This is a genomic window from Limnoraphis robusta BA-68 BA1 (genome assembly GCF_034932365.1).
Classification (GTDB): domain Bacteria; phylum Cyanobacteriota; class Cyanobacteriia; order Cyanobacteriales; family Microcoleaceae; genus Capilliphycus; species Capilliphycus robustus.
On record NZ_JAYGHR010000009.1, the window covers coordinates 59,656 to 80,598 of the forward strand.

Genomic DNA, 20,943 nt, shown 5'->3' on the forward strand with positions numbered 1-20,943 from the left:
CAAGCTTCTATAATTTATTCTAAAGTTTAGCTAAGAACTATGGTTTCATGTAAAGTCAAGTGTACCGACTCTACAGCAGATTAGCAAGTAAAACACAGGGAACAGGCGCGAATTGCAACAGGCAAAAACTGCTCACAGTTGACTCCCCCACTTTTTGAGATCGGTGAGGGAGTCAATCGTTATGGGTTGTTGTCAGGAAAGCTTGACTCGGTTGAGTCTCGACCCGCTCACAGAGAAGCTCTACGGCGACGGTAATCAGAAAGATATTGTTCGAGCATACCAAATTGATTAAGATTAACGCTGTAGTAGACCCATCGGCCTTCTTGACGGGCGCGAACGAGCGAAGCCTCTCTTAACGCTTTCAGGTGAAACGATAGTTTAGACTGGCTGACATGAAGTTGTTCGCAAAGTTCACAGACACAGTATTCCCTCTGTTGCAGCAATTCTAAAACTCGAACTCGCAAAGGGTCAGATAAAGCATGAAAGCCTGATGCAACCTCAAAGGGCGAAGTTAGAGAAGTTGTGAGCATCAATTTTTTTTTGTTAACGTCAAGAGGTTTTTCTGAGCTGAAGTCTAAGACCACAGCTAGGACAATAAACGGCAGAGTCAGTTTGCAGATAATGCAATCTGTCCTGCTATCAATTGAGTTATGTCTGTGGAAGGTTACTCCCTAGCCGCAGAAATTTAATAACTATTTTTAGTATAAATTTTGATCAGGTTTTTGATCAAGAGCAACTTTTACTTTTTCTCAAAATATCAATGAAACTCATCCAAGTTTTTCACATCCTAAGTTACAAAAATTACACCCTGTCGGTTTTCAGATGTCTAGGTCAATTCTTGCTTGATTAAAAATCTATCTCAAGATAGACTCAAACAGATCAACTTGATGTGAAGGAAGTCCTATATCCCCCCTGGGTGGATCATTTTGTCACAAGTTTTTCACATTATAGTCGGATTTAGAGGTGATCAATCGAGAGTTAATCGCTAAACTTTCTGGAAATAATTTAATTAGAACCAATTTTTGTTTGAGAAGGTCTTACTGAGCCTCTAGAATGATAATTGTGATTAAGTTAAACTTTGAAGATCACGAGTTCAACAGAGAATCAACTCCGTTATACAATAACAAATTAAGTTGAGTAGAAGGGATTATTGGTTGAGGAAGAGGGGATGAAGTCGCTAACGAGACTTTTTTATAAAAAATAAGCACGAGAATTATCTTTGTATACCCGTGCTTAGATTCAATTTGAGAAAACGAATGTTGCCCAAAAATATTAACGCCGACTCGACAGTGACATCATAACCTGCAAAACATACCAGAACAGCAAAGCAACAGAAGCAAACAGTTCTAACGAAGCAGCGACATAATGCTGAGTCGAATAGTGGCGCATGATTTTGGAGGTATCATACAAAATCGCCGCCGAAGCAAAGGCAACCATGACGACAGAGAACAGAAGACCCAACGTGAAGCCGAAAAGAATGCTACACAAGATTAAACCCAGGGCCACGAAGCCGCCTATTTTCAGAATTCCACCCAAAAAGGTAAAATCCGTTTTTGTGGTCAAAGCAACCGTCGTTAAGCCGCCAAACAGCAACAGCGTTAGAATAGCGGCTGTCGGCAGAACACTGGGGTCAGAAAAATAAACCGCAAGATAAAGTAAAGGTGCAAAAATCAACGCCTGTGCGACGACATAAATTCCTAAACCCGCGTATTGAGTCTCAACAGAATCGGCTTTTGCGGTTAAACTTCTGGAAAACCAACCCAGAAGTGAAAAAGCACCCAAAATGAGCAACCAGCTAAATCGACTGGCAAACACAAAACTCGCTAATGCTTGAGCTATCCCCGTTTGAAAGAGTAGAATCTCAACGAGAACAAAGGAACCCACGGCTCCAGCTAAGTGTATATAAGTCTGTTGAATAAACTTAGCTCGTTCACTCGGTCGGGACTGAGCAACAGTAACCATATGGCTTCTCCTGAAAGGTTGTAAAGAAAAAGTTAGCTATTATTTCCAAGGGTAGCACTACAGTTCAATTCCTGAAGAGGCAGAGATTGAGCTAGGGTACAAGCCCTTTCTACTGGATGTCACGAGTATTGCTAACGGTTAGGACAACTATAGGCTGTCGATGAATCAATGGAAGGCTTGGATAAAAAAACTGATTTTTCATCTTAATAAACTCCAAAAAATGGTTAATTTTTGATATTACGGCTTTAGACTGGATGTGACTTTTCTTTATTTTGTTCATTGTTAATGACTATGCCCATAAAAATTGAACAGGCGACTCGCATTGAAGCGGCGGGAAATAAACCTAAACAGATTGATGAATATATCGGTCGGGTGAATTCTCAGACGGAAGCGGTGAGTATCGCTCATATGCACTCTCCGATGGGTTGGATGGAACCCGGTCAGCGTCCAGAGTTTGATGAATTTACGATGGTTTTAAAAGGAATGCTACGGGTTGAATATGAAGGCGGTGAGATGGATATTTATGCAGGACAAGCTGTGATTGCGGCTAAAGGGGAATGGGTGCGTTATAGTAGTCCGACTGAGGAAGGGGCGGAATATATAGCTGTTTGTTTGCCTGCATTTTCTCCTAGTTTAGTGCATCGAGATTCTGAATAAATTCCTACTCCTGGGTGATTCTACAATCACCTGTTTGGGTGAAGAAAAGAAGGGTTGAGTGGGGCGATAGTAAAGCTAATAACAAAGCTCAAAACTCAGAAAATCGGATATCTAGAACTAGATAACGGTTTAAGGTTCCACTCAATTCAGATTGGCAATACTTATGATGAACTATCAGACTTCACCCCGTTGTCTCAAACAGAGTAGTCTGGAATTGCTACAAGAATATAAGCAGTTTCCTTGTCAATCTATTCGGAATCAAATTGTTCAACTGAATAGGGGTTTGGTTCGCAAAGAAGTACATCACTGGATTAAACAATGTTCGGAAAGTTATGATGATTTACTTCAAGTTGGATGTATTGGACTTATTCAAGCGATTGAACGGTTTGATTTAACAAAAGGTTGTGCGTTTAGTTCTTTTGCTGTTCCTTATATTCGAGGGGAAATTTTACATTATTTACGGGACAAAAGTTCGTTAATTAGAGTTCCGCGTCATTATTTAAAGTTGAAGCGTCAAGGGTCAAAAGTGGTTGCTCAATTGCAGGAAAAACTACACCGAAAACCAACAGATTTAGAAATTGCTAATACTTTGGGGATTTCTGTTGAGCAGTGGAATCAGGTTAAATTAGCTGAAAAAAATAGTTCTGTGTTGAGTTTGGATGCGACTTTCAATGATGAATTTGAGGATCAAAAGAGCTTAGTTGAATTGATTGTTGATCCGAATTATAACGATTTCAAGACGGCTCATGAAGACAAAATAGATTTGGAGATGGCTTTATTGAAGTTAAAAGAAAAAAATCGATATATTTTAGAATTAGTTTTCTTTAAAAATCTCACTTACAAAGAAGTTGCAAAACATTTAGGAATTAGTATGATTACGGTTCATCGTCGCATTAAACAAAGTTTGAAAGATTTAAAAGTCATGCTCACAAGTTGGGAAACTTTGGTTTGATGCGCCTAGAGTATTCAGAGTCTAAAAATTGAATCTTTATTCTTTATAAAAAGAACCCCTGCTACCAAAAACAGGAGTTTGAGTTGGGATTAAATTCCAGCTAAAATATGCTTTCTTCCAATCAATTATCGAGCCGGAACCCCAATAAATCCGTCGTCGGGTTCATTCTCAATAGGATTATTGGGAGAATTCGTCACTCCCTCATTATTAATCTGAGGATTCGGAGAAGTCAAATCTTGATTCTCCATGTCATTCATTTCCGTTGTTACTCCTCGATTTGTGTCTGGAGAATTTCTCTGTAGTTCATTGGAGTTATCACCCCCGTTTAGGGGTTGAGAAGGAGAGTTTCTCTGTTGATTAGGATTAATATTCGGACTGGTTCCAGGACGATTTGTAGGACTGGTTCCAGGACGATTTGTAGGACTGGTTCCAGGACGATTTGTAGGACTGGTTCCAGGACGATTTGTAGGACTGGTTCCAGGACGATTTGTAGGACTGGTTCCAGGATTAGTTGTAGGAACTTCTCCGGGATTAGTTGTAGGACTGGTTCCGGGATTAGTTGTAGGACTGGTTCCGGGATTAGTTGTAGGACTGGTTCCGGGATTAGTTGTAGGACTGGTTCCGGGATTAGTTGTAGGACTGGTTCCAGGATTAGTTGTACCTTGAGTGATTAATACTCCATTTTCAAATCGCTCAAAGCTAGAGTTAATTTTAGTTGATTCTGCTAAAGCAGATTGAGCAATCAGGGGTGTAAGACCAGCAACAGCAGTTAAAGCAACAATTTTAGCGTTTACTAAATTTTTCAGGTTAAACATTTTCTGATCTCCTAGCTAACAAGCCTGTTCACAAACAACGTACATATCATTCTGCTAGACTGTGATTGCTTGTACATCTGTTACAAGAAAGATATCTTTAGATAGATCAAAAAATACCGTTAAGCTTGAGAATTTTAAAATCAAAATTTAGAGCAAAAACTCTATCTATTGATTGTCAATTTTTAGAAAGTGTTTTATTTTTTTGTATAAGGGAAAATTAGCATAGAGGAAACCGATTGTGACTTCAACAGTATCATCCACAGAGCGAGTGCTAGTTACGGGTTCAACAGGTGGAGTGGGTCAACTTACCGTCGCCAAACTCTTAGAAAAAGGATTTTCGGTGAGGGTTTTAACTCGCAATGCTCAAAAGGCAGAGAAAATGTTTGAAAATCAAGTAGAGGTTGTTGTCGGAGATATTTGCAACCCCTCTAGTTTGTCTGCGGCGACCGAGAATATCTCTGATATTATTTGTTGTACCGGAACGACTGCATTTCCCTCAACCAAATGGGATTTTAACACGTTACAACAGTCAACGGGACAGGAAAGTTGGGTAGAATGGCTGAAAATTTATTTTGATGCTGAGTATCGCCGCAAAAACGCCAATAATAGCCCTGAACAAGTGGATGCTCAAGGGGTGAGTAACCTAGTTGCTGCTGCACCTAAAACCCTCAAACGCTTTGTGTTTGTGTCTTCCTGTGGTGTCCTGCGAAAAGACCAATTTCCCTATAGTCTTCTCAATGCTTTTGGGGTGTTGGATGCCAAGCAGAAGGGCGAGGAAGCGATAATTCGTTCAGGACTCCCTTACACCATTATTCGACCCGGACGGCTAACAGATGGCCCCTATACGTCCTATGACCTGAACACATTGCTTAAAGCGACGACAGGCGGAAAGTTAGGGGTTGAGGTGGGGGTTGGGGATAAACTTACGGGTCAAACGAGTCGAATTGATGTGGCGGCGGCTTGTGTGGAATGTCTGGATATCCCTGAAACCGTAGGTCAAATTTTTGAACTGGTGAATACAGGCGTTAAACCGGAGAATGGGGTGAACTGGAAACTGTTGTTATCGAAGCTGAGTTGAGGACTCACACAGATTTTCGCGGAGGCGCGCCCCTACATCAGTGCTAACTGGTGACTGGTGACTGGTGATGTCTATCACAGCCGTTTAGCTGTTCAGTTCACTCGATTTCTACCGATATTCTCACCGAACCCTCAGAAGACAAGTCACTTCGCGAATTTGAAAAACAGGCGATTATAAAAACATCGAGTTCAACATTCACCCCATGCCTCAAGTTAACCTACTTCCCGGAGCCATCAACGAAATCATCGCCTCTGTCGCTGACAGCCGAAGCCTCACCCAAACTGACCGTTACGGGTTGATGGCGGCGATGTTGGATGAATCTTTGAACGAAGACGAACGTCGTTCAATTGACAGACTGTTGCGCTCTGTGGTCAGAGGCCGGGTGCGAATTACCGCTTAAATTGTTGCCACCAACTTAGTCTACTTAACTTAACCCCTGCACCATGAACTCGATAACAATAGTGCGGGGGTTATTTTTTAGATTGAAAAACTCAATGATTCACGAACGGTTAATTGTGCTTTACGGTATTAACGGATTTTTGTTCTGCACTGCTGAATTAACCGTTTTCTCAATTCTTTTTAACCGAGTTTCTGCACGTTTAGCACTATCAATCCAAAAGAGAATATTCTTCTGGGATGTATTACTCAATGCCTGAAAATTCTGGTTAGCAGTTTCATTGGTTTCTAGAGCCTGTTTGAGATCCAGGGGAATCATCAAGGCTTCAATTTGATCTAACTTCGTCCAAGATCCGTTTTGTTTTGCCGCATTAATCTTTTCAAGACCTGCCTGAGTCATTAATCCTTGTTCAATTATTTCTTCTATATATTGCTTATTTAATTTTGACCAGACGCTTTTGGGTTTTCTCGGTGTGAAAATTTGCATATAACGTTCGGAGTCTATCGATTTGACTTTACTATCGATCCAGCCAAAACAGAGGGCTTCTTTAACGGCTTCGCTATATCGAATACTGGGTTTACTACTTTTGACTTTGTAGTAAACTAACCAGACACCTTCTGAGGTACAATGATTTTTTTCTAACCATTCTCGCCAGACTTGGCGATCGCTAGCATAAATTGTTTCAAGTTGATCATCAAATTTTGACATGACAGTAAAGAGTCGAAATCCCGAGTCATAACATTATAATGGTTGGGATTGAAACAACTCCTGTTAATCAAATGAGGGATGTATGTTCTCTGATGACTGGACTAAAGACAGTCTATCTAAATATAGATACCAATCAACCTATTGATTGCCTACAATGCAAGAGATCATTATACCAAGATGAGATTTGCCAGTTGAGAGAATGTCTTGATCGCAGATGATTACCCTATGGAAAATCCGTAAAAGATCATTTCCTGCTGAAAATTAACGTTTTCTAATCCACTTTAATTCCTAAAAAAACATGGAAACTTACGATGTAATTATTATCGGGGCTGGTCACAATGGTTTAACCTGTGCCGCTTATTTATTAAAAGCCGGATACAGTGTTTTACTGCTAGAAAAACGCTCAGTTCCTGGGGGTGCAGCGACGACAGAGGAAGTCATGCCGAAAGAAGCACCGGGCTTTAAATTTAACCTCTGTGCCATTGATCATGAGTTTATTCACCTGAGTCCAGTTGTTCAAGAACTAGAACTGCATAAATATGGCTTAGAATATCTCTTTTGTGATCCGATTGTCTTTTGTCCTCATCCTGATGGTAAATATTTTTTGGCTCATAAATCTGTTGAACAAACCTGTGCAGAAATTGCCCGTTATTCTCCAGCAGATGCTGAACGCTATAGAACTTTTGTTGATTTCTGGCATCGGTTTATTAGTGCAGCAATTCCGATGTTTAATGCGCCGCCAAAATCTATTATTGATATTGCCCGAAATTACGATTCTCACAACTTTAAAGACTTATGGTCGCTCATTAATTCAGTTGAGAAAAGCTTGGATTTTGTTCGCACCATGTTAAGCAGTGCTGAGGATATTTTAAATGAGTGGTTTGACTCGGAATTTCTGAAAGCACCTCTGGCACGTTTAGCCTCAGAATTAGGCGCCCCTCCTTCTCAAAAAAATCTGGCGGTGGGTGCGATGATGATGACGATGCGACATGATCCGGGTATGGCTAGACCGAAAGGCGGAACGGGTGCTTTAGTCCAGGCTTTAGTGAATTTGGTTAAAGCAAAAGGCGGTGTGATTTTAACAGACAAAACGGTTAAAAAGGTCTTGGTTGATGATGGCCGTGCTGTGGGAATTCAAGTAGAAAATGGCATCGAATATCGCGCTACAAAAGGCATTATTTCTAATATTGATGCGAAACGTTTGTTCTTACAATGTATGGATGAAGCTGATGTGGATGCAGCCGATCCAAACTTGCGTCAACGCTTAGAACGTCGTATTGTGAATAATAACGAAACAATCCTCAAAATTGATTGTGCGTTATCCGAACCGTTACGCTTTGAACACCACAATCATAAAGATGAATACTTAATTGGTTCGGTGTTAATTGCGGACTCTTTTAAACAGGTAGAAATTGCTCATCACGACTGTTCTTTGGGTAAAATTCCTGATTCTGATCCGTCGATGTATGCGGTGGTTCCAACGATGCTTGATCCCACAATGGCGCCGGATGGAAAACATACCCTTTGGATCGAATTTTTCGCACCTTATCAAATAGAGGGTGCTGAAGGAACGGGTTTAAATGGGACGGGATGGACGGATGAATTGAAAAATAAAGTTGCAGATCGGGTGTTAGATAAATTAGCAGATTATGCTCCCAATCTCAAGCGTTCAATGATTGCTCGACGAGTCGAAAGTCCGGCTGAACTTGGGGAACGTTTAGGCGCTTACAAGGGGAATTATTATCATATTGATATGACCTTAGAACAGATGATTTTCTTCCGTCCTTTACCCGAATTAGCCAATTATCGCACCCCCATTAAGGGATTATATCTCAGTGGGGCGGGAACTCATCCAGGTGGTTCAATATCAGGAATGCCGGGACGAAATTGTGCGCGAGTGTTTATTTCTGCTCAACAACCGTTCTATCACATCTTAACTGAAGCTGGACAGTCTTTTCAATCTTTTACGAAATCGGTTTTAGGAATTGTTTAGAAGCAAAACCCAATAAAAACCCGGTTTCTTCGAGAAACCGGGTTTTTGTAGCACCTGTTGAAGAAGAAACCGGGTTTTTTAACTGTTTATTTCGGGATACAAACATTGCGTAAAACGGTAAATGGGGTAATTTCTTTGAGGTGTTGTAGTTCTTCTTCTGTTTTGACTAACATCGCCCCACAACAGCCCAAAGAATTCACTAAAATTCCTTCAAAACTTTCTTGAACTCTTGGAATTAATAACATCCATTCTCGTGTTATAATTAAATTGTAAGCACCCGATTGTTTTCCCGTCATGCCTTTTTCTCCCTGTAAACAGACTTTTTTTAACAGGTTATAATAAAACTCTAAAGTCGTGACTGCGGCTTCTTCGGGAGAACGAACTAAAAGCGGATCAAGGCGAATTAAACCATGAACAAAGGGGAGTTGGGGACAGTTGCCAATTGCGCCTAAAAATTGCGCTGAATTAATAGCAGGTTCAAGGGGAACTTTCACGCCATTGGGAACAAGTGGAAGCGGAACAAGTTGCAGATGTTTATGTCGTTGACTCGCCCCCGCCTCGGCACCTCCGTTGTAAAATACCAATCCATCAATTTCGGCTAAAGCTATCCATAAAGCCTGAAAATCTTGGAGGGTTAATAAATTTTCTTGTTCTTCAAATTCTCGTGTTACAATTAACAGATGATGATCAAGGACATTATATTTGTTGAGTAAACATAAATGAGTCGGAGATAAATCAGCAACCAATAAATCTTTTTCATAGGGAAGAAACGGGTTAAAGGGTTTTCCAGACGTTTCAGATTTTTGGTCTTGTTGTTGTTTGGCTTGCTCTTTTCGTGCTAAATTAGAGACAATTCGCACAAAGAACAAAATGCCATCCTGTTCGATAAACTGATATTCAGTGGGGATAGACTGAAGCGCACCACATTGAAGTGCAAATCGGGTTTGTTCCTGAGTCCGTTTCCAGAGTGTACCGGGTTCCAACATCATCGAACTCTTTTCACTAAACGACAACAATAATACTAAATCTATTATCTCCTAAATTTGCTGCTGTCTTGCTAAGATCCGATGAATTTTACTTCCCCAAATCAAGTTTATCCTTTAAGTATCGCGCCGATGATGGATCGCACCGATCGCCATTTTCGGTATTTCATGCGCCAAATGACTCGACGGACATTATTGTACACTGAAATGGTGACGTCTGCGGCGATTATACATGGCGATCGCAACAAACTTTTAGGCTTTTCTCCAGAAGAAAAACCCCTCGTTTTACAAGTCGGAGGAGATCAACCCCAGGAGTTAGCCATCTGTGCAGAAATTGCCGAAGATATGGGTTATGATCAGGTGAATTTGAATGTGGGATGTCCGAGTTCACGGGTACTGGATGGCAATTTTGGCGCTTGTTTGATGGCGCAACCTCAACGAGTTGCTGAAGCAGTTTCTAAGATGCAACACCGAGTCAAAATTCCGGTAACAGTTAAACATCGCATTGGGATAGATGATCGCGATCGCTATGAAGATATGGCTCATTTTGTGCAAATTGTTTCTGCATCGGGTTGTCAACAGTTTACGGTTCATGCGCGGAAAGCTTGGTTGCAAGGGTTAAGTCCAAAAGAAAATCGAGATATTCCCCCTTTACGTTATGAAGATGTACATCGGTTGAAACAAGAATTTCCTCATTTGTTGATTGAAATTAATGGCGGGTTGACAACATTTTCTCAAGTTCACGAACAGTTAAAATCTGTAGATGCGGTGATGATCGGACGTGCGGCTTATGATCATCCTTATTTATTTGCAACGGCTGATCAAGAATTTTATGGCGAAGAAACGACTCCTTTAACTCGTCATCAAGTGGTTGAAGCGATGTTTCCTTATTTAGAATATTGGCTGAGTCGAGGCGTTAAATTAAATAGTATAATGCGTCATGTTTTACAACTGTTTACCGGACAACCGGGAACAAAAGCTTGGAAACGCTATCTGAGTGAAAATGGTTATCTCCCTGGTGCGGGAATAGAAGTGGTGCGAGAAGCATTAACTCAAGTTCCTCAAATTAATGAATAAAAAATTGGTGCTTTGTAGGTTGGGTTGATCAATGAAACCCCACATAAAAAATCAAACAATGATTGGTTTGAGTTGGGTTGCGCTACTGCTTAACCCAACCTACAATATTGTTATCTGACTGCTAATCAACGGCTAAAATAACATTGCTAGCTTTGATGACTGCGTAGGCTTCTTTCCCTTCTGCAATCTCTAATGCTTCCGCAGAAGCCTTAGAAATGATAGAAACCACTTCAACGCCGGGAGCCACTTCAAGAACGACTTCTGTATTGACTGCTCCTGCGTGTACAGCTTTAATGGTTCCTTTTAGGGAATTTCTTGCACTAATTTTCATGGATTCACCCTCCTTAGTTTTGAAGATTGGTTTGTTTGTTCTTAATGTCTAAACATTCCGTTCAAGAATAAGACTATAGCACAAAATCGAGAGAGATCAAACCTTAATTTTTTTAGGTTTGACTCGACAAAAAAAAGGGAAAAGTATCCTTTCCCCCACACTTAAAATGGTCAAATTGTCAATCTAAAATGTTATGAATTCTCCATGAAAGCTTGAGAACTATTCCGACTATTTCAAAGCCGCTAATACCGTGTCGTGAATAATGCCATTGCTAACAATTACACCCTGATTTTCCATCATTTTCGGTTTAGAAGCAAAATCGAGCGGTTTACCATACATATCTGTAACGCGCCCACCTGCTTCTTCGACAACGATCGCACCTGCGGCATGATCCCAAATATTCTCGCGGTAGTCGGGAGACTTGGGAGAGGGAAGCCGCAAATACAACGCAGCCTGTCCTGAAGCCACCGCCCCGTATTTGGCTTGAGAGTCCATGCGGATCGAAGGCGCTGTAATTCCCACAGCTTGGGCGATCGCATTTTGTCGATCCTGATCTCCGTGAGAAGATTCCACACTTTCGACAAAGCGCAGATTTGCGGTATCATCGGCTTTAACCACATGAATCGGAGTGGGTTCTGCTGTCGCAAAGGGCATCATTATCGCCCCTTCACCCCTCACCGCCATAAACAACATCCCGGGTTTGTGATCTTTGACGGGATAGGCGGGACAAGCCATCACCCCAACTTTTACTTCCCCATCTTCAATCAGCGCTAAAGCGATCGCATATTGATCTTGTCGCAAAAAGCCTTTCGTCCCATCAATCGGATCTAATGTCCAAAAGCGTTGTCCGACTTGACCATTACCGCGATCAATCCAAGTGATCACCTGTTCGGATGTAGCATCTGCAATCTCACCTTTAACATATTCAGTGACTTTTGCCAAATTATGCGCCATTTCGGGTTTTCGTAATTCCGTAGCGTCCTCTTCTCCAACAATGGGATCATGGGAAAAGACTTCACTGATGGCTTTACAAATAATCGCCTGTGAACCTAAGTCTGCTACCGTAACGGGGCTTTTATCGCCTTTTTCCATCGCGGGGGGAATCGCCTGACGCACTTGTTCACACAATTTGGCGGCGGATAAGGTGGCTTCAATTGCAACTTGCTTTTCGCGATCGTAGGACATTTATAGACTCCTGCTGCTCTCCATATCGAGTATAGCCGCAGTCGGATGGGTAATGTCTACTTATTCTGAATCTCAAAAGTTTGGGACTACCCAGATAAATTGTTTAAAAGTTGACCTAAACTAAAGATATAGAATGGGAAAAACCTATGATGACGACTGAAGATTTAGAACTCATTCAATCCGAGTTTGAAGCAATCGAGTATCCACCTGGAGATTGAGAAAGTCAGGAGCCACCCTGGGAAAGTGAACTGCATCTGCGTCCAATTTTTATGAAGCAGGCCTAATATACACTAGGATCAGGATGCCTAAAATTTGTTAGAATATACATCTTTGTCAACTGAAATATTTTCTGGAGACTCAATGACAATCAAGCGATTTATCTTAGGAATTCTGACCTTACTGACCATTATAGTGGTGGGTGCTTCATTAATCGATAGTATCACTCAACCGCAAATTCAAAGCCGTCTGGAACTCTATCAAACCAATCTGATTCTTCATGCAACAGAATGGCAAGCCGATCCAGAGTTTCAACAAGATTTTAGCACCTTAAAAAATAATCTGATTGGTGAAAATGCCTCAACATCTGCCCTCAAACAATACAAGGAGGTGCAGTCGGGGGCAAAAGACAATCTAGAAACAGTTAAAACCCTAGAATCGCCTTCTCAATCTGCTGAACAGTTACAACAATTGATAGATGAATTAACAATCCGCATCGGCATTTTACAAGCCGAACAAGGTGAAACTGAAGAAGCGTTAAACACTTGGCAGACGTTGATTCCAACCAGTCAATCTCTACCCAACGCTCAAAAACAGCTTGAACTCGCTAAAGTTTTACGGGGAATTTGGAGTGAGCCAGCCCGAATTTTTCCCGAGACTGAATTAACGATTAAAAATAATTTAGAGGGATGGTTTAGTTATCAGGCTTTGTCTCGACTTTATCAACTCCAAGAACGCACAGAAGATTTACAAATCCTTCAAGCAAAAGAACAAGAACTTGCTGAAGAAGCGGTTGTTAAACTCACCGTTATTAGTGCAATTCCGGGAATCGGGTTATTTGTCGGTGTGATTTTGTTGATTGTCTTAGGGGTTCAATTCCTATTGAAAGGAAAAGATTCTATTCTCGCTCAAAATACTGATGTTACTTGGTTAACGCCTTGGGATACAGAAACGCTGATTCAAGTTTTTGTGGTGGGGTTTTTCTTGGTTGGACAACTGGTGATTCCCATCATATTTAGTTTGGGTTTTCAGTTTCTTAATATCAATCCTGCCAGTTTTGATGTTCGCAGTAAAGCGTTTTATGTCTGGGCAAATTATGGCTTTTTGATGCTGGGTGGATTATCGGTTTTGTATTTCTCTTTGAAACCTTTTTTCCCCTTACCCGAAGGATGGTTTAATATTGACTGGAAAAAAGGCTGGTTTTTCTGGGGGTTGGGAGGTTATGTTACTGCACTTCCTTTAGTGATTTTAGTCTCTTTAATTAACCAACAACTTTGGTATGGGCAGGGGGGAAGTAATCCGCTTTTATCCATAGCCTTAGAAAATCGAGATCCGGTTGCTTTGATTATCTTTTTTGTGACGGCTTCTATTGCGGCACCTGTGTTTGAAGAGATTATGTTTCGCGGGTTTTTACTCCCTTCTTTGACTCGATATATGCCGCTTGGAGGTGCGATTTTACTGAGTAGTTTATTCTTTGCGATCGCTCATATGAATATCTCGGAAGTCATTCCGTTAATGACTCTGGGAATTGTTTTAGGAGTTGTGTATACGCGATCGCGGAATTTGTTATCGTCTATGTTGTTGCATTGTTTGTGGAATAGCGGAACATTATTAAGTTTATATGTTCTTGGAAGTGGTTCTGCCTAACAGAAATATTACCGAAAGGAAAAAAGGGTTTAATCACTAATCTCCGGTTATTCGAGAGACAAACGTAGGATACAAGATTTTGTAAAGAAATGATAATTGTTTAACATTGTTCACTTTTTGTATCATCGTTTTTTGTTCAATCTCGTTACAATAGAAAATGAAGCTTTTCAAGTCAGTTGAAACAATTCAAGCTGAATTAGAAACGCTTTCACAGCAGTTTTTCGTGATCTAACCTATGGAATATTACTTCACAGCTTTCACCATTTTTTTCTTTCTCGCCTCCTATGGCTATAGCTTTCTCATCGTTAAATTGGCGAAACAACGAGGCGAAGAATTTCTATTTTTTGGAATGTTAGGCGGTTTATTTGTATTTATGGCATTCTGTGCGGCTGCGGTTCCTTTTCTGCACTGGGTTTATGATTAATAAAAACTCAGCGTAAATGTCACAACATTACAACTTTCACTCTTTTCGCACGGGGAATGTCAATTTACCCGTTCTCTTATTTTTACATGGATTTCTGGGAAATGGCAATGATTTTAATACGGTCATTTCCCCCTTATCTAAAAGCTTTGATTGTATAGCCGTTGATCTACCGGGACATGGAAAAACTCAAGTTAACAGTGGAGATGATTTTTACAGCCTCTCAAACACAGCTAAAGGCTTAATAGATTGGTTAGAAGAATTACAGATTAAACAGTGTTTTCTCGTCGGTTATTCGATGGGAGGAAGGTTAGCACTCTATCTGGCTTTATATTATCCTCAATATTTTAACAAAGTTGTTTTAGAATCAGCTTCTCCGGGATTAAAAACCGAAAAAGAGCGAAGTCAACGTTATTTATCGGATTTACAATTAGCAGAAAAACTCGAACAGCAAGACTTACAAAGTTTTTTAAAAAATTGGTACAATCAGCCGTTATTTAAAACGTTTAAAAATCATCCCAACTTTAACACAATTTTAGCACGGCGTCTGCAAAATAATCCAACAGAGTTAGCCAAATCTCTAGGAATGATGGGAACAGGAAATCAACCCTCACTCTGGGATAAACTTTCAGAGACGAAAGTTCCGCTTTTATTGTTGGTTGGAGAGTTGGATGAAAAGTTTATTAAAATTAATCAAGAAATGGCGAATTTATGTTCGACTGCAAAGCTTGAAATTATTCTCAACTGCGGTCATAATATTCATGTAGAAAATCCCCAACAGTGGGTTAAACTGGTGCAAGAGTTTTTAGTCGAGAGTTAATGGTTTATCAGTTTAAGTTTTCTCCCTATTGTCGCCAGTTAAAACACCCTTTAAAAACTCATCACGGAACTTGGAAAACCCGTGAGGGAATTATTATTCGTCTCACAAACGAACAGGGAAAAATCGCTTGGGGTGAAATTGCACCTTTGAGTTGGTTTGGTTCGGAAACGTTACAACAAGCGTTAGAATTTTGTCAGCAACTTCCCCAAACGTTAACGTTAGAAGATATTCTCGAAATTCCAGATAACCTTCCTGCTTGTCAGTTTGGGTTTGAGTCAGCTTTGAGGTACACTCCAAAAACCCGGTTTCTCAAAGAAACCGGGTTTTTAAGAGAACTGAAATTCAGTGGACTTTTACCGTCAGGAAACGCTGGATTACCAGTCTTTAAAACCCTTTTCAATCAAGGTTTTAGAACGTTTAAATGGAAAATCGCGGTTCATCCGATTTCTGAAGAACTGCAAATCTTTAAACAGTTAACTCAACTCATTTTAGAGACAATAAACTCAGAAAAAGAAAAGCAAGAAATTATCTATTTGCGGTTAGATGCGAATGGGGGATTGAGTTGGGAGGAAGCGAATCAATGGTTATCGGTTTGTGAGGAAATCAAATCTGATATTCTCAAAATAGAATACCTAGAACAACCCTTATCGGTTCATCAGTTTGCTGAAATGTTGGCGTTAAATCAACAATATTCTACAACAATAGCGTTGGATGAATCTGTGGCGACTCTTCAACACATTCAAGACTGTTATCAACAATCTTGGCGAGGAATTTTCGTCGTTAAACCTGCTATTGTCGGTTCTCCCCAAAAACTCCGAAAATTTTGTCGTGAAAATAAAATTGATGCCGTATTTTCATCAGTCTTTGAAACCCCAGTGGGAAGACAAGCGGCTTTGAATTTAGCCTCTCAACTCTCTGATCCTAAACGAGCGGTGGGTTTTGGAATTGGACATTGGTTTCAGGAAAATGATCAAAGTTGGTGGTGTGAATTGAGTTCAACTTTCTGATAAAGTGAGAGACAGCAATATTCGAGAAAAAACGAGCGTGGTATCTTTTCAAGTTAAAAGCAGTTCATCAACTGATGTTAAAAATTATTTTAATTTGAGAACCGATGATTGGTTAATCGGATATAATTGTTCTGAGTTTAATAAAATCTATCAACATCGCTTTCAAGAACTGACCGAATTTATTAACGCTCAGGGAGTTCATCCCAAAATTATCCTCGCCGAACCCGAACCGACAGTTTTTTTAGCAACGTTTCTAGCCGCAGTTGTCACTAAATGTCCGATTTTTTTATGCAATCCCAACTGGGTAAAAGCGGAGTGGGAACAGGTTTTTAAAATCGTTCATCCCGATGTGATTTTCGGCAATTTAGAGGAGTTTAACCCCTCCTATATTCAGACAAATTCTGTTATTTCAACTCCTCACGCTTCCATTATGATTCCCACTGGGGGTTCATCGGGAAATATTCGATTTGTGATTCATACTTGGGAAACGTTAACGGCTTCTGTGCAAGGATTCCAACAGTATTTTAACATAAAACAGGTCAATTCTTTCTGCACTTTACCTTTATATCATGTTAGCGGATTAATGCAATTTATGCGCTCTTTCACAACAGGCGGAACGTTAGCAATTTTTCCGTTTAAAACGCTGGAAAGGGGGAAATTCCCAGAAATTAATCCTTCAGAATTTTTTATTTCTCTGGTTCCTACCCAACTCCAACGCCTTTTAAATCATTCTCAAACAACTCGCTGGTTATCGCAATTTCAGACGGTTTTGTTAGGGGGTGCGCCTGCTTGGTTAGAATTATTACAACAGGCGAGACGGCATCAAATTCGACTCGCTCCCACCTACGGAATGACGGAAACAGCCGCTCAAATTGCGACCCTCAAACCCGAGGATTTTTTAGCAGGAAATAACAGCTATGGTCAAGTTTTACCCCATGCTAAAATAACAGTATACAGTGAAAATAATCAAGAATTAGGTGTCAATTTACTGGGAATTTTAACAATAGACGCAAACTCTTTGGCTTTAGGATATTATGGTCAAAGTGACAAGGCAAAATCTGGGCTGAAAACTCTCAAATCTGATGATTTAGGTTATTTGGATGAACAGGGATATTTAACAATTGTCGGACGCAATAGCTATAAAATTATTACTGGGGGTGAAAATGTTTATCCGGCGGAAGTAGAAGCAGCAATTCGTTCAACAGGTTTGGTAGCGGATGTCGGCGTTATTGGTTTACCAGATAGTCATTGGGGACAGGTAGTAACAGCGATTTATGTTCCTAATATTCCCGATGTTTCTATCTCGAATTTGCAGATAGCATTACATGAAAAACTGAGCAAGTTTAAACAGCCTAAACATTGGGTAGCTGTCGATGTTTTACCTCGAAACCTTCAAGGAAAACTCAACTTTAAACAGTTAGAAAAACTTGCTGAAACGTTTCTCAATCGTTCAAGTGTTTAACTACCTTACAAATCAAAGTGGTACAATGGCAATACCGTTTGATAAAGATAAGCCGGAAAAAATGAATGCCAAAGATTATCCATTTGCACAAGAATTAATTACTGATACTCAAGGTCACATCCAGAAAGTTGTCATTAGCTTTTCGGACTATGAACGTTTAATTGAAATGCTTGAAGATGAAGGACTCTATCGAGCTATGATGGAAGTTAAAGATGAAACGCCTTTAAATTTTGAGGAAGCATTAGCAGAACTAGAGCAGGAATGAAAACTGAATATCTTCCGACATTTATTAAGGAGCTGAAATCTTTGAAAAGCACACCCGTTTATACGACGATTAAAAATCTAACCTTTTCTGAGATTCCAGCCTGTCAAAACTTTGGGGATATCAACAATATTAAAAAATTAAAAGGAGAAGACAATGCCTATCGAATTCTGGTCGGTGATTATAGAATAGGCTTTTTTCTGAAAGGCGATACTATCACTTTCTGCCGAGTTCTTCATAGACGAGAATTTTATCGTTACTTTCCTTGAGTTTTCAACCCATAAAAATCATACTAAACGATTTTGATAATCGAGAAATTTGAGTTGTCGATACAGCATTTCAATATAAGGTAAATCAACACCTTTTTCTGTAGCCATCCGCCAAGGATTTCCGATAATGGCTTCTATTTCTAAAGGACGTTTGCTATCATAATCAAGTTTCATGCTAGTAAGATAAGGTGTCATTTTCTCCGTATGATTTAGCATTTTTTGGATAAATTCTTCGGGAATCATGCAATCATATCCTTGTGCGCCCTTGACGACTTCCCGCATGATTTCTTCGACTAAAATTCGACTATCTGGAGCGTTCATTAACTCGTCTGTTTTGGCATTGAGAACCACAGACAGTCCATTATAGGGAATATTCCAAACTAACTTTTTCCATCGAGCTAATAGTAAATTTTCACTTAACTCTACAGGAATTCCGGCATTATTAAAGTCTTCGGCAATTTGTTTAATTCGGGTCGTAATTCCCCCAGGTTGATAATTTTCATTATATTCTCCCATCGTAATCATACCATAGTCTAAGTGACGAATATGACCTTTTCCGACTTTATTAGAACAGATAAAACACAATCCCCCAATCACTCGTTTAGCGTTAACAATTTCCGCAACTAGCGGTTCAATGCCTAATCCATTTTGTAAGATTAAAACTACACCGTCTTCTTTAACCAAAGGCGGCAAAATCTGGGGTAATAAATGATTTTGTGTGGTTTTTAACGCGACAATCACGACATCGCAAGCAGGCATTTTGTGAGAGTTATCATAAGCTTGAACCGGAAACAAGGTAAAACTTCCTGTTGGAGATTCTATCGATAAACCCTGACGACAAACCTGTTGATAATCACTATGCAACAGAAAATGCACATCTATTCCCAACTGTTGGAGTTTTGCACCATAAAATCCGCCGATTGCTCCTGTTCCTAAAATAGCATAGCTACGAGTTGACATTGTTCTAAACTCAAATATTCAAATAGTTTCTACAACAGTTGACACCAAAAACTTAACCAGTTGTCCTTAATTTTTTTAGGATAATCTGGATCTGTCCGATTTTGATTGATATCGTAACAAATATATTCATCATCTCGAAAGAAATAAGCTTTCCCATTTTTCCAGACGGCGGCGGCATCAATACGACGAGTAAACTGTTTCGGCCATCCCTGCCATTGACTCTCTGAAATCTTTTTAGGATAACCTAATTCAGTAACTTCTCGATAGAGATCATAGCAAATATATTCATCTCCTTTGAAAAAATAAGCTTTACCATCATTCCATAACACTGCTGTATCAATACCACTATAAAAATGCTTCGGCCATCCCGCCCAAAGTCCGCTATTTAGTTTGAGAGGATAACCCGCTTCAACTTGATCTTTATACAAATCATAGCAAATATATTCATCTCCTTTAAAAAAGTAAGCTTTGCCATTATGCCAAACTAACCCAGCATCAATTCCTTGAGTAAAACTCGGCGGAAAACTTGCCCATCTTCCCCGGTCTATTTTCTGGGGATAACCGTAATCAATACAGTTCCAATTTAGATCATAACTCAGATATTCATTGTCTTTAAAGAAGTAAGCTTTGCCATTATTCCAAACGACAACCGCATCAACATTATTTAAGATTCGCTCTATGGTTTCGACATTTAACCAATGCAGAATTTCATCAGGAAGTTGCTTTCTTTTGCGGCTACTGGGGTGAATACAAGCGTGCTTTGTAGTGACTTTTGCTATCCATTTATCTGAATCTAATAAAACAATTTTATAGTTAATTTCAAAGGTGTTTTCTGTAATTTGTTGTGGCATTAAATGAATAATAAGCCGATCACCACAAAATATCGGTTGAAAAAAGTCAACACTCGCATGAACAATCGGAATGGCAAAATCTGGGTTACAAAAAAACGTTTTTAGATGAATTTTAGCGGCTGCTAAGGAGGTTTCATAGGCTTCGTGACAAATGGTTAAAACATTAGCAAAGTAGACAACTCCGGCAGCATCCGTATCTTGAAAGCGAACGGTTCGGATGTAAGCCATAACCCTTTAAAATCTCAACATAAAGAAGGTAGAATGTAGTCGGACAAGCTTATCAAACTCGATTTAGATGACTTTGATAACAGCGCATTTAAACCCACAGTTCGCAACTTAAACAGTTCAAATTGTGAATTCTGCTTTTGTCTAAAAATTATTTTAATAAATCCCTGGTTAATCCAGGGACAAACAAGTTGATTTTCGACACCCAAACTGAGCAAAATTACCCCTTATTTTTGATCAGCATGACATCAATAATCTTAGTTGCCATTTCTTCTTCAATTCCTAGAGCATTATAAAGAGCATTTAACAACTCTTCTTCCTCATCTGCGAGATCCCCATCGGAAAGGATGATATCAGTCGCGACTGCAAAAGCTGTATCTTTGAGATTACCAGGCAATTTAGCGATCGCAGACTGCATGACGACTTCATACCCTTTTTCTTGAATTTGATCCAATAAGCGTTGAATCATTTCCGTCTTCTTTTGGGCGGTGTAGTCGGTAAAAAGATCCATCCGCGCCAAGGTACTTCTGATGATTTGTGATTCACTATCAGTGATCATACCATCAGCAGCCACAGCAGTTAATGCGATCGCAGCAAAGGCTTCTGCCGGAGTAAGTTCGATAGTATTGGTCATGCTAGGAGACATAGTTCTAGACCTACTTACT

At 39.9% G+C, this 20,943-nt stretch carries 23 protein-coding genes; 13 read left to right on the forward strand and 10 right to left on the reverse strand.

The window, feature by feature from the left end; genetic code table 11:
- Positions 1-227: 227 nt before the first annotated feature.
- A complete protein-coding gene (locus VB836_RS06520) occupies positions 228-530 on the reverse strand; it encodes an ArsR/SmtB family transcription factor (protein ID WP_323218561.1) in 303 nt (100 codons plus the stop codon).
- Between the two features lie 742 nt (positions 531-1,272).
- Complete coding sequence (locus VB836_RS06525) at positions 1,273-1,962, reverse strand: Bax inhibitor-1/YccA family protein (RefSeq protein ID WP_046282366.1); 690 nt, start codon at positions 1,960-1,962, stop codon at positions 1,273-1,275.
- Positions 1,963-2,253: 291 nt separating this feature from the next.
- Here VB836_RS06525 and VB836_RS06530 point away from each other — a divergent pair, with 291 nt between their 5' ends.
- Together VB836_RS06530 and VB836_RS06535 are read left to right on the forward strand one after the other, a co-directional pair.
- Entirely contained in the window at positions 2,254-2,619 is a 366-nt protein-coding gene (locus VB836_RS06530; protein WP_046282365.1) for a cupin domain-containing protein, read from the forward strand.
- 163 nt (positions 2,620-2,782) lie between these two features.
- Entirely contained in the window at positions 2,783-3,571 is a 789-nt protein-coding gene (locus VB836_RS06535; RefSeq protein ID WP_407659582.1) for a sigma-70 family RNA polymerase sigma factor, read from the forward strand.
- A gap of 125 nt (positions 3,572-3,696) precedes the next feature.
- On the opposite strand, the gene VB836_RS06540 is transcribed toward VB836_RS06535, so the two are convergent.
- Positions 3,697-4,386, reverse strand: coding sequence for a hypothetical protein (locus VB836_RS06540; RefSeq protein ID WP_323218562.1), 690 nt, complete (start codon positions 4,384-4,386; stop codon positions 3,697-3,699).
- A gap of 238 nt (positions 4,387-4,624) precedes the next feature.
- On the opposite strand from VB836_RS06540, the gene VB836_RS06545 reads away from it, so the two are divergent.
- Positions 4,625-5,464: an SDR family oxidoreductase gene (locus VB836_RS06545; protein WP_323218563.1), complete on the forward strand. Its 840-nt coding sequence runs from the start codon at positions 4,625-4,627 to the stop codon at positions 5,462-5,464.
- Positions 5,465-5,666: 202 nt separating this feature from the next.
- Complete coding sequence (locus VB836_RS06550; protein WP_323218564.1) at positions 5,667-5,864, forward strand: hypothetical protein; 198 nt, start codon at positions 5,667-5,669, stop codon at positions 5,862-5,864.
- A 120-nt stretch (positions 5,865-5,984) separates the two neighbouring features.
- Here VB836_RS06550 and VB836_RS06555 read toward each other — a convergent pair whose 3' ends face one another.
- Entirely contained in the window at positions 5,985-6,569 is a 585-nt protein-coding gene (locus VB836_RS06555; RefSeq protein ID WP_323218565.1) for a YdeI/OmpD-associated family protein, read from the reverse strand.
- A gap of 298 nt (positions 6,570-6,867) precedes the next feature.
- Here VB836_RS06555 and crtO point away from each other — a divergent pair, with 298 nt between their 5' ends.
- On the forward strand, positions 6,868-8,562 hold the full coding sequence (gene crtO, locus VB836_RS06560; protein WP_323218567.1) for a beta-carotene ketolase CrtO: 1,695 nt from the start codon (positions 6,868-6,870) through the stop codon (positions 8,560-8,562).
- Positions 8,563-8,648: 86 nt separating this feature from the next.
- Here crtO and VB836_RS06565 read toward each other — a convergent pair whose 3' ends face one another.
- Entirely contained in the window at positions 8,649-9,548 is a 900-nt protein-coding gene (locus VB836_RS06565) for an ATP adenylyltransferase family protein (RefSeq protein WP_323218617.1), read from the reverse strand.
- A gap of 81 nt (positions 9,549-9,629) precedes the next feature.
- On the opposite strand from VB836_RS06565, the gene dusA reads away from it, so the two are divergent.
- Positions 9,630-10,622 (forward strand): tRNA dihydrouridine(20/20a) synthase DusA, encoded by a 993-nt coding sequence (gene dusA / locus VB836_RS06570; RefSeq protein WP_323218568.1) that lies wholly within the window; start codon positions 9,630-9,632, stop codon positions 10,620-10,622.
- A 121-nt stretch (positions 10,623-10,743) separates the two neighbouring features.
- Here dusA and VB836_RS06575 read toward each other — a convergent pair whose 3' ends face one another.
- Positions 10,744-10,953: a TOBE domain-containing protein gene (locus VB836_RS06575; RefSeq protein WP_323218570.1), complete on the reverse strand. Its 210-nt coding sequence runs from the start codon at positions 10,951-10,953 to the stop codon at positions 10,744-10,746.
- A 228-nt stretch (positions 10,954-11,181) separates the two neighbouring features.
- Complete coding sequence (locus tag VB836_RS06580; RefSeq protein WP_046276591.1) at positions 11,182-12,138, reverse strand: 3'(2'),5'-bisphosphate nucleotidase; 957 nt, start codon at positions 12,136-12,138, stop codon at positions 11,182-11,184.
- Between the two features lie 360 nt (positions 12,139-12,498).
- Between VB836_RS06580 and VB836_RS06585 the strand changes: the two genes are divergently transcribed.
- The 7 genes from VB836_RS06585 to VB836_RS06615 all read left to right on the forward strand — a co-directional run bounded on the left by VB836_RS06585 (position 12,499) and on the right by VB836_RS06615 (position 18,242).
- Positions 12,499-14,001 (forward strand): type II CAAX endopeptidase family protein, encoded by a 1,503-nt coding sequence (locus VB836_RS06585; protein ID WP_323218571.1) that lies wholly within the window; start codon positions 12,499-12,501, stop codon positions 13,999-14,001.
- Positions 14,002-14,236: 235 nt separating this feature from the next.
- A complete protein-coding gene (locus tag VB836_RS06590; protein WP_046276586.1) occupies positions 14,237-14,425 on the forward strand; it encodes a hypothetical protein in 189 nt (62 codons plus the stop codon).
- Between the two features lie 16 nt (positions 14,426-14,441).
- Positions 14,442-15,242 carry a 2-succinyl-6-hydroxy-2,4-cyclohexadiene-1-carboxylate synthase gene (menH, locus tag VB836_RS06595; protein ID WP_323218572.1) on the forward strand — a complete coding sequence of 267 codons (801 nt, stop codon included), beginning with the start codon at positions 14,442-14,444 and terminating at the stop codon, positions 15,240-15,242.
- The gene (locus VB836_RS06600; RefSeq protein WP_323218574.1) at positions 15,242-16,249 is read left to right on the forward strand and encodes an o-succinylbenzoate synthase; all 1,008 of its coding nucleotides are present in this window, start codon (positions 15,242-15,244) and stop codon (positions 16,247-16,249) included. Before menH ends, VB836_RS06600 begins: the two co-directional genes overlap by 1 nt.
- A gap of 37 nt (positions 16,250-16,286) precedes the next feature.
- Positions 16,287-17,711 (forward strand): 2-succinylbenzoate--CoA ligase, encoded by a 1,425-nt coding sequence (locus VB836_RS06605; protein ID WP_323218576.1) that lies wholly within the window; start codon positions 16,287-16,289, stop codon positions 17,709-17,711.
- 25 nt (positions 17,712-17,736) lie between these two features.
- Positions 17,737-17,976, forward strand: coding sequence for a hypothetical protein (locus tag VB836_RS06610; RefSeq protein WP_323218577.1), 240 nt, complete (start codon positions 17,737-17,739; stop codon positions 17,974-17,976).
- A gap of 41 nt (positions 17,977-18,017) precedes the next feature.
- A complete protein-coding gene (locus VB836_RS06615; RefSeq protein WP_323218578.1) occupies positions 18,018-18,242 on the forward strand; it encodes a type II toxin-antitoxin system RelE family toxin in 225 nt (74 codons plus the stop codon).
- An 18-nt stretch (positions 18,243-18,260) separates the two neighbouring features.
- Here VB836_RS06615 and VB836_RS06620 read toward each other — a convergent pair whose 3' ends face one another.
- The 3 genes from VB836_RS06620 to VB836_RS06630 all read right to left on the reverse strand — a co-directional run bounded on the left by VB836_RS06620 (position 18,261) and on the right by VB836_RS06630 (position 20,924).
- Complete coding sequence (locus VB836_RS06620; RefSeq protein ID WP_323218579.1) at positions 18,261-19,202, reverse strand: putative 2-dehydropantoate 2-reductase; 942 nt, start codon at positions 19,200-19,202, stop codon at positions 18,261-18,263.
- 29 nt (positions 19,203-19,231) lie between these two features.
- Entirely contained in the window at positions 19,232-20,281 is a 1,050-nt protein-coding gene (locus tag VB836_RS06625; RefSeq protein ID WP_323218580.1) for a hemopexin repeat-containing protein, read from the reverse strand.
- Between the two features lie 217 nt (positions 20,282-20,498).
- Positions 20,499-20,924 carry a tellurite resistance TerB family protein gene (locus VB836_RS06630; protein ID WP_046276581.1) on the reverse strand — a complete coding sequence of 142 codons (426 nt, stop codon included), beginning with the start codon at positions 20,922-20,924 and terminating at the stop codon, positions 20,499-20,501.
- Positions 20,925-20,943 lie beyond the last annotated feature (19 nt).

Excerpts from the sequence above, each read along its gene's own strand:
- VB836_RS06520 (WP_323218561.1), bottom strand. The coding sequence starts at position 530 with ATGCTCACAACTTCTCTAACTTCGCCCTTTGAGGTTGCATCAGGCTTT.
- VB836_RS06525 (WP_046282366.1), bottom strand. The coding sequence starts at position 1,962 with ATGGTTACTGTTGCTCAGTCCCGACCGAGTGAACGAGCTAAGTTTATT.
- VB836_RS06530 (WP_046282365.1), top strand. The coding sequence starts at position 2,254 with ATGCCCATAAAAATTGAACAGGCGACTCGCATTGAAGCGGCGGGAAAT.
- VB836_RS06535 (WP_407659582.1), top strand. The coding sequence starts at position 2,783 with ATGATGAACTATCAGACTTCACCCCGTTGTCTCAAACAGAGTAGTCTG.
- VB836_RS06540 (WP_323218562.1), bottom strand. The coding sequence starts at position 4,386 with ATGTTTAACCTGAAAAATTTAGTAAACGCTAAAATTGTTGCTTTAACT.
- VB836_RS06550 (WP_323218564.1), top strand. The coding sequence starts at position 5,667 with ATGCCTCAAGTTAACCTACTTCCCGGAGCCATCAACGAAATCATCGCC.
- VB836_RS06555 (WP_323218565.1), bottom strand. The coding sequence starts at position 6,569 with ATGTCAAAATTTGATGATCAACTTGAAACAATTTATGCTAGCGATCGC.
- crtO (WP_323218567.1), top strand. The coding sequence starts at position 6,868 with ATGGAAACTTACGATGTAATTATTATCGGGGCTGGTCACAATGGTTTA.
- VB836_RS06565 (WP_323218617.1), bottom strand. The coding sequence starts at position 9,548 with ATGTTGGAACCCGGTACACTCTGGAAACGGACTCAGGAACAAACCCGA.
- dusA (WP_323218568.1), top strand. The coding sequence starts at position 9,630 with ATGAATTTTACTTCCCCAAATCAAGTTTATCCTTTAAGTATCGCGCCG.
- VB836_RS06575 (WP_323218570.1), bottom strand. The coding sequence starts at position 10,953 with ATGAAAATTAGTGCAAGAAATTCCCTAAAAGGAACCATTAAAGCTGTA.
- VB836_RS06580 (WP_046276591.1), bottom strand. The coding sequence starts at position 12,138 with ATGTCCTACGATCGCGAAAAGCAAGTTGCAATTGAAGCCACCTTATCC.
- VB836_RS06585 (WP_323218571.1), top strand. The coding sequence starts at position 12,499 with ATGACAATCAAGCGATTTATCTTAGGAATTCTGACCTTACTGACCATT.
- VB836_RS06590 (WP_046276586.1), top strand. The coding sequence starts at position 14,237 with ATGGAATATTACTTCACAGCTTTCACCATTTTTTTCTTTCTCGCCTCC.
- menH (WP_323218572.1), top strand. The coding sequence starts at position 14,442 with ATGTCACAACATTACAACTTTCACTCTTTTCGCACGGGGAATGTCAAT.
- VB836_RS06600 (WP_323218574.1), top strand. The coding sequence starts at position 15,242 with ATGGTTTATCAGTTTAAGTTTTCTCCCTATTGTCGCCAGTTAAAACAC.
- VB836_RS06610 (WP_323218577.1), top strand. The coding sequence starts at position 17,737 with ATGGCAATACCGTTTGATAAAGATAAGCCGGAAAAAATGAATGCCAAA.
- VB836_RS06620 (WP_323218579.1), bottom strand. The coding sequence starts at position 19,202 with ATGTCAACTCGTAGCTATGCTATTTTAGGAACAGGAGCAATCGGCGGA.
- VB836_RS06625 (WP_323218580.1), bottom strand. The coding sequence starts at position 20,281 with ATGGCTTACATCCGAACCGTTCGCTTTCAAGATACGGATGCTGCCGGA.
- VB836_RS06630 (WP_046276581.1), bottom strand. The coding sequence starts at position 20,924 with ATGTCTCCTAGCATGACCAATACTATCGAACTTACTCCGGCAGAAGCC.